The sequence below is a fragment of the Amycolatopsis sp. genome (assembly GCF_036008905.1).
GTDB lineage: Bacteria > Actinomycetota > Actinomycetes > Mycobacteriales > Pseudonocardiaceae > Amycolatopsis.
In genome coordinates, this window is sequence record NZ_DASYMU010000237.1 from 20,924 (window position 1) to 33,168 (window position 12,245).

Consider the following 12,245-nt stretch of genomic DNA (forward strand, 5'->3'; position numbering starts at 1 on the left):
ACAGAGATAGCCCTGCATACCGCCACCATGGCAGGATCGACGGGCCTCACGCGAAAGGCGTGCGGCAACTTCGTGGAACGATGTCCGGCACTGGGGCTGTAGTGGACGTCGCTACCTGACTACCCATTACACACGCCGCATCACCCTGAGCTTCTCCTGGATTTCGCGTGTGTTTGGAAAATCTCCACCGTTGGTTTTTTTCTGGATTACACGCGTATTTGGAGAATGGGGGCTTCAATGCTGAACAGACGTAAGGCACTCACGCTCGGCGGCGGTCTGCTCGGTGGGGCGTTGTTCCTGCCTGCCTGCGGGACGAGCCAGGCGGCGATGATCCGCCCGGCGGGACACGCCACTCAGGGCACTTTGCTTCAGCAGCACCACGGATCGGTGCTGTACACCGGTGCCGACGCATCGACCGGTGCCGCTTACTCGGTGCCGATGCCGGTACCGCAGGTACTGACCCCGTTGGAGAGCAAGGACAACACCGACATCTACCGGATCGCCATCGAGCAGGCGAACGTCCAGATCCTGCCCGGTCTCACCACCCAGATGCTCAGTTACGGCGGCCGGTTCGGCGGGCCGACCATCCGCGCGAGGACCGGGAGGCGCGTGCTGGTCACCTACCAGAACCGGCACACCGAACCGGTCAACGTCCATCTGCACGGCGGACACGTGCCCGCCGCCAGTGACGGCCACCCGACGGACCTGCTCCAGCCCGGCCAGTCGCGGACCTACGAATATCCGAACAGACAGCAGGGCGCCACGCTGTGGTACCACGATCACAGCCATCACACCGAAGCCGAGCACGTCTACCGTGGCCTGCACGGTTTCTACCTGATCGAAGACCCGGCGGAGGCGTCGCTGCGCCTGCCGGACGGGGAGTTCGACGTCCCGATCATGCTCCGGGACGCCCAGTTCGACGAACGGGGCACCTTGGTCTACGGGGACCCACGGCTGCGCAACGTCATCCTGGCCAACGGGAAACCGCAGCCGTACTTCCAGGTCGCCGCCCGCAAGTACCGCTTCCGGTTTCTCAACTGCGCCAACGAACGGACCTTCCGGTTGCGGCTCGGCGGGGCGGAGATGATCCAGATCGGTTCCGACGGCGGTCTGCTGCCGGCCCCGGTGATCCGGAGCGACATCGGGCTCGGGCCCGGTGAGCGAACCGAGATCGTGGTGGACTTCTCCCGCAACAAACCGGGCGATCAGCTCGTGCTCGCCGACGAAACCGGGCCGGTGCTGCGGTTCGACGTGACACGTCCGGTCGCCGACCACAGCCGGGTGCCCGCCGCGCTCCGCCCGCTGGCCGCGCTCCCGGCCACGAAGACCAACCGGGAGGTATCGCTGAGTTTCGACCTCTCGGGCGACCCGGTGGGTCTGGTGAACGGCAGGCCGTACGACCCCGACCGGGACGACTTCGTGATCAGGCGGGGCACTTCGGAAATCTGGCGGGTCACCAACGGCGATGGTTCCTTCGGTTTCGAGCACAACTTCCACCTGCATCTCGTGCAGTTCCGGATACTGGATCGCGACAGCCAGCCACCCACCCTCGACGACGCGGGCCTCAAGGACACCGTGCCGATCCCGGCGGGCAAATCCGTCCGGCTACAGGCCACGTTCGACAGCGACTACCTCGGGAGATACGTGTACCACTGCCATTTCCTGGAGCACTCCTCGGTCGGGATGATGGCCCAGATGAAGATCGTCCCCTAGGTCGTGTCTGGTGAATCTGTTCGATGGGCTTCGTGATCCAGGTGGTTCCTGGCGGTGCGGGGGATTTGCCCTCGTACCGGGTCCGTGCCGTCAGGGGCCGCCTGGGCGCGGAGACCGCGAACTTGATTTGCCAGACACGACCTAGATCGTGAAACCGGCGCGGGGGCGGCGAGTACTCCTCGCCGCCCCCGTTTTTCCGTTCGCACCAAAGGATATCGGCCGCCGCTCCGGGTAAGCATCTTCGCACCGGAGGAGATGCCACCTGGAGGCCGCGGTGAAAGGCTGGACGTCCGAGGAACTTCCACGTGCGTGCTGTTGGCAGGAATGAGGGAACAATCTCGTGACGGGCGAACAGGACATCCCAGCCGGGACCCGGCCGTTGAACGGCGCCGAATACATCGAGAGCCTGCGTGACGACCGCGAGATCTATCTCTACGGCGACCGCGTCAAGGACGTCACCACCCATCCGGCGTTCCACAACCCGGTCCGCATGACAGCGCGCCTCTACGACGCCCTGCACGACCCGGAAACGCGGGACGTGCTCACCACCCGGACCGACGCCGGCACCGGCGGCTACACCCACCGGTTCTTCACGACCCCACATAGTGCCGAGGACCTGGTGGCCGATCAGCAGGCCATCGCGAAATGGGCGCGGATGAGCTACGGCTGGATGGGCCGGAGCCCGGACTACAAGGCCGCCTTCCTCGGCACCCTCGGCGCGAACGCGGAGTTCTACGAGCCGTTCGCGGACAACGCGCGCCGGTGGTACCGCGAATCGCAGGAGAAGGTCCTGTACTGGAATCACGCGATCGTGCATCCCCCGGTCGACCGGAACCGTCCGCCGGACGAGGTCGCCGACGTGTTCATCCACGTGGAGAAGGAGACCGACTCCGGGCTGATCGTCAGCGGCGCCAAGGTGGTCGCGACCGGGTCCGCGCTCACCCACTACAACTTCATCGCCCACTACGGTCTGCCGATCAAGGACCGGAAGTTCGCGCTGGTGGCCACGGTCCCGATGGGCGCGCCGGGAGTGAAGCTGATCTGCCGCACCTCCTACTCGGCGACAGCCGCGGTCATGGGCAGCCCATTCGACTATCCGCTGTCCTCCCGGCTGGACGAGAACGACACCATTCTCGTGCTGGACAAGGTCCTCATCCCGTGGGAGAACGTGTTCATCTACGGCGACCTCGGCAAGGTGAAGATGTTCACCGGGCGCTCGGGGTTCGTCGAGCGGTTCACCTTCCACGGCTGCACCCGGCTGGCGGTGAAGATCGAGTTCATCGCCGGGCTGCTGGCCAAGGCACTGGAGCTCACCGGCACCGAGGATTTCCGCGGGGTGCAGAGCAGACTCGGCGAAGTGCTGGCCTGGCGCAACCTCTTCTGGGCGCTTTCCGACGCGTCCGCGCGCAACCCGATCGAATGGAACAACGGCGCGGTGCTGCCCAATCCGCAGTACGGGCTCGCCTATCGGTGGTTCATGCAGATCGGCTACCCCCGGATCCGCGAGATCATCATGCAGGACGTCGCCAGCGGCCTGATCTACCTCAATTCCAGCGCCGAGGACTTCAAGAACCCGGAGATCCGGCCGTACCTGGACAAGTACGTCCGCGGTTCGGGCGGGGCCACCGCCGTCGACCGGGTGAAGCTGATGAAGCTGGTGTGGGACGCCGTCGGCACCGAATTCGGCGGCCGGCACGAACTGTACGAGCGCAACTACTCCGGCAACCACGAGAACACCCGGCTGGAGCTGCTCTTCTCCCAGATCGCGGGCGGCCAGGTCAACGGGTACAAGGCGTTCGTCGACGAATGCCTCGGCGAGTACGACCTCGACGGCTGGACTGTGCCGGATCTCGCCACCTTCCCCGACCTGACCCGGCTGCGCGAGGACCTCCTCGGCGGCGGCTTCGCTGCCTGAGCCTTGCTTTGTCAAGACACGGCGTCGAACCGCAAAGGTAGAGACGTGAGCCCGGACGTTTCGCCGGGATCATAAATCCCAAGAACCGGCGAGGAAAAGGATTCCGACATGACGAACGAAGATCGGCGAGGCGACCTCTCCACCGCGGCCGAGCACATCGAGCAAATCTGGAAGGACGTGCTCAAGGTACGGGAGATCCCGACCGACGCGACCTTCTTCGAGTTGCGGGGACAGTCGATCTCGGCTGTCCGGATCGCGGCACGGATCGAGGACGAGCTCGGCGTGCAGATCGACATGGGCGACCTGTTCGAAGACCCCGACCTGGCTACCTTCACCCGTGACGTGGTGGCGAAGCTGGCGGGTTCGGCGATCCCGGACAGCCGGACGGCCTGACGCGGTGAGCGTCCCCAATCCGAGGAGATGAAGATGGCACTGGTGCGGCGGCGACTGCCGAACGGCCTTGAAGTGACCCAAGTGGACCCCGGCGAAGCCGCACTGCTCTATCGGGAGATCTTCGTCGAGGAATCCTATCTGTGGAACGGTTTCCCGTCCTCGGTCCCCGAGGTCGTCTTCGACATCGGCGCGAACATCGGGCTGGCCTCGATCTTCTTCAAGCAGCGTTACCCGGACGCCCTCGTGGTCGCCGTCGAACCGGGCCCCGACACCTTCCTCGCCCTGCGGCAGAACATCGAGCAGCACGTGCCGTCGGGTGTGGTCCGCAATGTCGCGGTCGCCGACCACGACGGTGTCGCCAAGTTCGGCTACTACCCCGGCGCCTCCGCCGAATCCGGCCTCTACCCCGACCAGGCCGGGGAAACCGCGCTGGCGAAGAAGCTGCTCCTGCAGAGCGGTTTCGCCGAGTCCGACGCCGAGCGGTTCTCCCAGGACCGGCACCGGCTGTCCTATGTGGAATGTGAAACGGTCACGCTGTCGACACTGATCCGCGAGACCGGGGTCGACCGGGTGGACCTGCTGAAGATCGACGTCGAGAAGTCCGAGATGGATGTCCTGGCCGGCATCGAGAAAGCCGATTGGGCCAAGATCCGGCAGCTCGCGCTCGAGGTCCACGACATCGACGGCAGGCTCGCGCAGGTGTTGACCATGCTCCGCGGGCACGGCTTCCGGGTCGACACCTGCCAGGAGAACCGGCTCGCCGATACCGACATGCACATGCTCTTCGCCACCCAACCCTGACCGGCCCCCGTTTCCCGGCAATGCGCTGAAGGCCACTATGACGGCGTCCCCACGCGAGGGACTCTAATGCCCCCATGGTGGCCTTCAGCGCATTGCCATGGGGGAAGAACGCTATGAAGGGTCCCTTCCTCTCGAAAATTAGAGGAAGGGACCCTTCATAGCGTTGTCCCACCAAGGGGACGCTCAGTACAGCGGTGCGTCCGGTGCGGTGACGATATCGTTCAGCACCTTGAAGAACTCCCCAGCCATCTCGCTCATCCGGCCGTCGCGGAACAGGCCGCTGGTGAAAGCCAGGTTCGCCAGGATGTCCTCGGCCGGGCCGAGATGCAGGCACCACAGCATGCCGTCCGGCACGTAGGAGCCCACGTCCTGCGAGAGCTCCCGGCGCCAGATCGCGGTGTACTCCAGGTCGCCGATGAGCTCCCGCTCCATCACCAGCGGCGGCTGCACGACCTGGAACACCACGGGGGCGCGGTCGTCCTCCATCGCCGACGCCATCAGCTCCGGCACGTCCTGCAGGAGCAGCAGGAGCGGCAGTTCCCGCGAATACGCCTCCAGGCAGGTCTTCCTGACCCGGCCGACGACGTCACGGAAGCTTTCGGCGCCGGCGAGGTCGGTCCGCAGCGGGACGAAGTTGAAGAACGAACCCACTGTCTCCTGGAACCGTGCCTTGTCGCGGCCCGGCATGAACGTCGGCACGACGATGTCGGTCTCGCCCGTCATCCGGTGCAGCAGTACCGTGAAGGCCCCGAGCAGGACCATGAACGACGAGCTGCGGGTGGCGGCGGCGAGCTCCTCGGTCTTGGCGCGCAGCCCGGCGTCGGTGGCGAACCGGTACCACGAGGTGTCCGGCCAAGAGTCCGCCGAGCACGGCAGATCCGTTGGTACACAAGTGATCCGTGCGCCGCTCAGCTTGGTCCGCCAGTATTCACGGGCCGCCTGGACACTCTCACCGGTCGAGCCTGCCAGCTGGTCGGCCGCGTATTCCCGGTACTGGCGGAACTCGGGCAGGCTCTGCCCGAGGTGTCCTTTCCGCGCCGCGTAGCCGGTAGCCAGGTCGCGGATGATCAGCTGCATCGACCACGAGTCGATCGCCGCGTGATGGGCGTCGAGGATCAGCACTGAGTCCTCGTCGTCGAAACGGCCGAGAATCGCCTTCAGCAACGGGTTCTCGCCGCTGCCGAAGGTTTCGGCCTCCAGTTCGTTGAGCAACTCCTGGATGGCGAGCTCACGGGCGTCGGGGGCGATACCCGTGAGCTCGCGCACCTCGAGCCCGGGTGGGCTCGGTGGCAGGATGTCCTGGTAACGCACTTCGGTGGCGCGGACGATCGTGGTACGGAGCGCTTCGTGCCGCACGACCACGTCGTGCAGCGCCCCCCGTAGCGCCTCGATGTCGATGCTTCCCCGGATTCGCCAGCCGTCGACGTGGTGATAGCGGGGACCGAACGGGCCCACCTCGTCACCCTTGTCGAACAGGCACAGGAACTCCTGTTGCAGGGAAAGCGGAGCTCGGTCCGTGACGCCGGGCGCCACGGTTTCGGTGATACTCATGACCCTCGACCGTCCTTTTCGGATTTTCGACCGTTTCTAGTTGAGCCTGCTCGACCCGTGCCGGTCGGCCGCGGCGCGCGCCTGCTCCAGGTCGTCGTACTCCAGGACCATGTGCGGGTCCTGCATCTCGTACCAGCCGAGCCCCGGCGGGCAGCTGTCGTAGCCGAGCAGCCGCCGCACCTCCTCCGGGAGTTCCAGCACCGTCTCCTTGGGTACCGCGAGGTACTGGTTCTCCTCCTGGCGCAGGTTGCCCAGGTCGTACGACACGGTGAGGCTGAGCCGCGGCTCGTCGGTGGTGTTCGCCCCACCGCTGTGATAAACGCCGCCCAGCCAGATGAGCGCCGACCCGGCGGGCATCGCCGACGGGAAGCTGTCCGAGTACTTCGGCGGCGTCTCGTCGTCCCAGTGGTGGCTGCCCGGGATCACCAGTGTGGCGCCGTTTTCGGCGGTGAAGTCGGTCAGCGAGAGCATCAGCTGCACTCGGCTGGTGGGGCCGGGGTGCCGGCGCAGGTGGAGCCAGTCGTCCCGGTGCAGTGGCTGCTTTCCCTGCCCGGGATCGATCTGGATCGCCTGCGTCGCACTGATCTGGATGGTCGGGGTGATCTCGATCCGGGATTTCCCGACCCACATGTGCACCGGTTTCTGCATGACCGCCCGTGCCGCCCCGAGGTAGAGCGGCTGGGTCACCACCGGCGTCAGATGGCGGGTCCGGGCGAACAGCGAGTTCACCCGCCGCGTCCGGTGGCCGTCGTAGCCGGTTTCGCAGTGGTTGGCGCCTTTCAGCGCTGGCGCGAGGTCGTTCCTCAGCCCTTCGAGGGTGGCGTCGTCGACGAAGTTCTCGATGATCACCGCCCCGTCCCGCTCCAGGATCTCGACCACTTCACCGAGATCCGTGCCGGGCGTAACCCTGGCCAGACCTGCCATGTTCGTCACCTTTCCCTTTCGAATCCCTGGCGGATCCCGGTTCGGACCCGGCGGGCCTCAGCGCAGCTCGAGGTCGTTGAGGCCCGCGGCCTGGAGGAACTCCCCCCGCGCGATCGCGGCCGCGACCCGCTCGATGTCGTCCGACATGTACCGGTCCTGGTCCAATGTGGACACCTGCTTCCGGATGAGATCGAAGGTCGCCTTCGCCACCGGGCTGAGCCGGTCGTAACGTCCGGAGAGGTCGACGGCCTGTGCTGCGGCGAGGAACTCCACCGCGAGGATCACGTTGTTGTTCTGCAGCACCCGGCGCGCGTTGCGGGCCGAGATGAGCCCCATGCTGACGACGTCCTGGTTGTCGCCGTTGGACGGGACGCTCTGGGTGCTGGCCGGGCCGATGGTCCGGTTCTCCGCGACCAGTGCCGTGGCCGGGTACTGCGCCCCGGCGAACCCGCTGTTGAGCCCCGGCTCGCCCTTGACGAGGAACTCGGGCAGCCCGTAGCTCAGGTGCCGGTTCAGCAGGCGGTTGGTCCGCCGCTCGGACAGCACACCGAGCTGGGTGAGCGCGATCGTCACGAAGTCCATGGCGAAGGCGATCGGCTGGCCGTGGAAGTTCGCGCCGTGGAAGATCTCCTTGCCCTCGAAGAACAACGGGTTGTCGTTGGCGGAGTTGAGCTCCGTCTCGATCTTGCTCACCGCGTGGTACAGGGTGTCGCGGACCGCGCCGACGATCTGCGGGATCGCGCGCAGCGAGTACGCCTTCTGCAGGTAGGTCTGCGAACGCTCCACACTGGACTCACCCTGCTTGCCGTCCTGCACCTGACGGCGGAGGTCGACGTGGTCCACGGTGAGGCCACTGCCCTTCATCAGGGCCCGCATGTTGGCCGCGGTGTCGATCTGGCCGACGTGCGGTTTCGCGATGTCGTGCCCTTCGGCGAGGAACGGGCTGTTGGAGCCCTGCAGGGTCTCGATCACCAGCGCGGTGACGATCTCGGCCTGCCGGACCTGGTTCAGCGCCCGGCCCACGACGAGCGCGCCGAGACCGGTCATCGCGGAGGTGCCGTTGATCAGCGCTAGACCTTCCTTGAACCGCAGTTCCAGCGGCTCGATCCCGTGCTCGCGCAACACCTGTCCGGTCTGCACCCGCGCGCCGTCACGCAGGATGTAGCCCTCGCCGATGATCGTCGAGGCGATGTGCGAGAGCTGCGCGAGATCGCCACTGGCGCCGAGCGAGCCGATCTCAGGGATCGCGGGCGTGATGCCCAGGTTGAGGTACAGCGCCAGGCGCTCCAGCACCTCCGGGCGGACGGCCGAATGCCCCTTGGCCAGCGCGTTGAGCCGCGCGGCGACGATCGCCCTCGACTCGTCTTCGGCGAACAGCGGGCCGACGCCGGCGCTGTGGCTGCGGACCAGGTTCGTCTGCAGCTCGACCTCTTTCGAGATGTCGACCTGCATGTAGATCATCTCACCGTAGCCGGTGGTGACCCCGTAGATCGGGATGTTCTGCTTGGCGATGTCCTCGAACATCGCGCGGCTGGCCGCCGCCCTCGTCAGCGCCGCCGGGGTCAAGCCGACCTGTGCCCGGTCCTCGGCGACTCGCCGAACACCCGGGATGTCCAGGCTTGCGCCATCGAAGTTAACCGGAGATCCGGTCTCGACCTGAGTCAATTCGTTCACCTCGTCATGTTGGGGTTGAGTTACTCAAGCGGCTTGCGTTCCCCGGCCCGGACGGAAAGGCCGGCGAGTGTGGGGTTGGCGAGCAGTTCCCCGAGCGGGATCCTGACGCCGAACCGCTCTCTGACCCGCGTGGCGAGCAGCGGGATCAGCAGGGAATGTCCCCCGGCTGCGAAGAAGGTGTCCTCGGTGCCGAACCGGTCGGTGCCGAGCAACTCCGCCCAGATCGCGGCCATCCGCTGTTCCGCCTCGGACCGCGACGCGACGGGCTCGGCGGCGGGCGCCGGTCCCGAATCGGGCAGCCGGCGCCGGTCCACCTTGCCCGCGACGTTGCGCGGCAACGGGGTCTGCCGGATCCGGAAGGTCGCGGGCAGCCGCACCGTGCCGAAGCTGCGGCGCAGCAGGCCGCGCCAGACCCGGGCGTCCGCGGCGGTTTCTCCCGGAGGCGTGGGTCGCGGGACGACGTGGACCACCAGACGCGCGGCGAGGCCCTGTTCGTCGGTGAGCGCGACGACGGCGCATTCAGCCACCGAGTCGTGCGCGGCCAGCACCGTCTCGATCTCGCTCAGCTCGACCCGGTTCCCGGCCAGTTTGACCTGGAAGTCCTTACGCCCACGGAATTCCAGCACACCGTCGGGGCGACGGCGGCCGAGATCACCGGTGCGGTAACAGCCACCGCCCTCGACACCGAACTCCCGTAGCCGCGGCAACGGCAGGAAGGCCGCGCGGTCCCCCGCCCTCGCGCCGGTGTAGCCGGGCGTCACGTACGGGCTGCGGACGACGATGTTGCCGGTGATCCCGGCCGGGCAGGGACGGTCCAGGTCGTCGAGTACCAGCACCTGCCTGCCCGGGATGGGCCTGCCGATGGGTGCCGGGCCGTGGACGGTGCCGTCGATCTCGTGCCAGGTGGCCGCGACGGTCTCGGTCGGGCCGTACAGGTTCACCAGCCGGGCCCCGGGAAGGATTTCGCGCAGACCGTTGGCCAGGCCCGCCGGCAGTACCTCGCCCATCAGCAGCACGTGACCGAGTGAAGCGGGGCGTTCGGCCGGGGCGCGCTGCGCGATCACGCGCAGCAGTTCCTTGGCGAAGCTGGGGACCAGCTGGATATGCGTGATCCGTTCGTCGCGGAGCCAGTCGGCCAGCCGCTCGGGGTGGGCCCGAACCCGTTGGGGCGGCGGGCAAAGCGTCGCGCCCGAAGTGAGGGCGGCGAAGACCTCGGCCAAGGCCGGGTCGTGTTCCGGCGCGACCCATTGCGCCACCCGGGCGTCCGGTCCGATGTGGAACTCCGTCGCCATCCAGGTGGCGAACTGTGCCAGTGCGGCCTGCGTCTGGGCGATGCCCTTCGGCTTGCCCGTCGAACCCGAGGTGTAGGCGATGTAGGCGAGCTCGCCGAGGTCAGTGCTCGCACGGAACGGATTCCCGGTCTCGTCCGCCGCGGTGATATCCAGTACCCGGCCGTGTAGCTCGGTGCGGTACCACTCGGCCAGTACGTCCGCCGCGGGATCGCCGTCGAGCAGCAGGCAGGCCGGGCGCAGATCCTCGAGGACGGCGTGGCCCCGCTCGCCGGCGTCACCCGTCCCGAACCAGACAAGGTGCGCGCCCGCCTTGAGCACCCCGAGCAACGCCGCGTACTGGCCAGGCCCCGGCGCGACCCGGACTACGACGGCCCGGCCCTCCACGCCATGCCCTCGCAGCATTTCGGCGATCGACGTCGCGTGCCGGTCGATGTCCCGATAGGACAGACAGGCACCGTCCCACAAGACCGCGTCCGACTCCGGCCGGTTCTCCGCGTGCCCGCGCACCAGCTCGTGAACCGGCAAGGCGGGCTCGGCGGCGGTCACGACCCGGTCCGCTTCCCGCACCGCGGCGCGGGTCCGGTCCGGGCTTTCCAGCGCCAGTGCGCCGATCAGCGTGTCCGGTTCGGCCAGCGCGGCGCCGAGCAACGTGTGCAGCTGGCCGACGAGGTGCTCCACCGAGCCGTGGTCGAACAGGTCGGCCCGGTAGCGCAGCGTTCCACTGACCGAGGGCTTGACCTGCTCCACCGTCAGCGCGAGGTCGGCGAAGACCGCGCTGTCGACAGCCTGCCGCGAAACGACGGCGCCGGGGACGGTGAGCTCGGTGACCGGCTGGTCCCAGCAGTCGAACAGCACGTCGGACACCGGCAGCCTGCCGGGCTGCCGGGAAACGTCCAAGGCACGGACCAGATCCCCGAAGGGCAGCTCACCATGGGCGAACGCCCCCGTCGCCCGTGACGCCACCTGTCCCGCGATTTCGCGGAACGTCTGGCCACCGGAGAAGTCCGCGCAGAGGACCAACGGGTTGGTGCACGGCCCCACGAGCCGTTCGAACTCCGGACTCGGCCGTACCGGGGCGGGTACCACGACCGCGACCCGGTCGTCGTCGCCGTAACGCCACAACAGCGACTGGAAGGCGGCCAGCAGGACAGCGGACGGCCGTAGTCCCTCCACATCGGACAGTGAGGCGAGGCGATCGGCGACCGCCCCGTCCCAGTCGAACCGCACCACACCGCCGTGTTCGGGGAACCCGGCGGGCCGGGAACGGACGGCGGGCAAGGCGGGCGGCGACGGAACCGGGCTGAGCTCCGAGATCCACCACTTCTTCAGGTCACGCTGATCCCGCGCACGCTGCCACCGCGCGTAATCCGCGTACTGGACCCGCGGAGGCGGAAGGTCCTCTCCGGCCGGACGGCCGGAGACCGCCGCGGCATAGCAGGTCGACAGCTCGTCCATCAGGATCGACATCGACTGCTCGTCGACGACCGCGCGATGGGCCGCGACGACGATGCCGTGATCGGCCGGGCCGAGCCGGGCGCAGACCAGTCGTGCCAACGGCCCGCACCCGAGGACGAACGGGGTGTCCGCCCAGGTCGAGAAGAACTCCTCCGGCGAAGTGCCCGTCGCGGTGAGATCGCATTCCACAAAGGACGGTCCAGGCCCGCCTTCCGCGTGGATCTCCTGCACCGGCAGACCCTCCGGTGCCACCAGGACGGTGCGCAGGATCTCTTGCCGGGAGCGGAGTTCACCCCAGGCGGCACGCAACGCGCCGAGATCGAGTTCCTCGGAGACACGGTACGCCCGGCACAGAAGGTGCGCCGTCGATCCGGGTGCCAGTTGGTCCATGAACCAACTGGCGTCCTGAATCCGCGACGACGCGGCGCGCTTCACAGGGGGTCCGGCCATGGGAACCAGCGTCGCCGCAGCGGTGTCGCCGGTGCGTCTCCTCGACTGCTGCGGCCGGCGGTCCGCGGCGTGCGGTA

General features: G+C 67.6%; 8 protein-coding genes. 4 read left to right on the plus strand and 4 right to left on the minus strand.

The window, feature by feature from the left end:
- Nucleotides 1–237 precede the first annotated feature (237 nt).
- The 4 genes from VGP60_RS37920 to VGP60_RS37935 all read left to right on the plus strand — a co-directional run bounded on the left by VGP60_RS37920 (nt 238) and on the right by VGP60_RS37935 (nt 4,822).
- Nucleotides 238–1,713, plus strand: coding sequence for a multicopper oxidase family protein (locus tag VGP60_RS37920; RefSeq protein WP_327553039.1), 1,476 nt, complete (start codon nt 238–240; stop codon nt 1,711–1,713).
- Between the two features lie 340 nt (nt 1,714–2,053).
- Nucleotides 2,054–3,628: a 4-hydroxyphenylacetate 3-hydroxylase family protein gene (locus VGP60_RS37925; RefSeq protein WP_327553040.1), complete on the plus strand. Its 1,575-nt coding sequence runs from the start codon at nt 2,054–2,056 to the stop codon at nt 3,626–3,628.
- Between the two features lie 108 nt (nt 3,629–3,736).
- The gene (locus VGP60_RS37930) at nt 3,737–4,021 is read left to right on the plus strand and encodes a phosphopantetheine-binding protein (protein WP_327553041.1); all 285 of its coding nucleotides are present in this window, start codon (nt 3,737–3,739) and stop codon (nt 4,019–4,021) included.
- 33 nt (nt 4,022–4,054) lie between these two features.
- A complete protein-coding gene (locus VGP60_RS37935) occupies nt 4,055–4,822 on the plus strand; it encodes an FkbM family methyltransferase (RefSeq protein WP_327553042.1) in 768 nt (255 codons plus the stop codon).
- Nucleotides 4,823–5,005: 183 nt separating this feature from the next.
- Here the strand turns inward: VGP60_RS37935 and VGP60_RS37940 are convergent, their stop codons facing one another.
- The 4 genes from VGP60_RS37940 to VGP60_RS37955 are packed head-to-tail and all read right to left on the minus strand — an operon-like array spanning nt 5,006 to nt 12,168.
- A complete protein-coding gene (locus VGP60_RS37940; RefSeq protein WP_327553043.1) occupies nt 5,006–6,373 on the minus strand; it encodes a condensation domain-containing protein in 1,368 nt (455 codons plus the stop codon).
- Nucleotides 6,374–6,409: 36 nt separating this feature from the next.
- Nucleotides 6,410–7,297: a phytanoyl-CoA dioxygenase family protein gene (locus VGP60_RS37945; RefSeq protein WP_327553044.1), complete on the minus strand. Its 888-nt coding sequence runs from the start codon at nt 7,295–7,297 to the stop codon at nt 6,410–6,412.
- A 57-nt stretch (nt 7,298–7,354) separates the two neighbouring features.
- Nucleotides 7,355–8,971, minus strand: a complete 1,617-nt coding sequence (gene cmdF, locus VGP60_RS37950; RefSeq protein ID WP_327553045.1) for a tyrosine 2,3-aminomutase — start codon at nt 8,969–8,971, stop codon at nt 7,355–7,357.
- Nucleotides 8,972–8,991: 20 nt separating this feature from the next.
- Nucleotides 8,992–12,168, minus strand: a complete 3,177-nt coding sequence (locus tag VGP60_RS37955) for an amino acid adenylation domain-containing protein (RefSeq protein ID WP_327553046.1) — start codon at nt 12,166–12,168, stop codon at nt 8,992–8,994.
- Between the last annotated feature and the right edge of the window lie 77 nt (nt 12,169–12,245).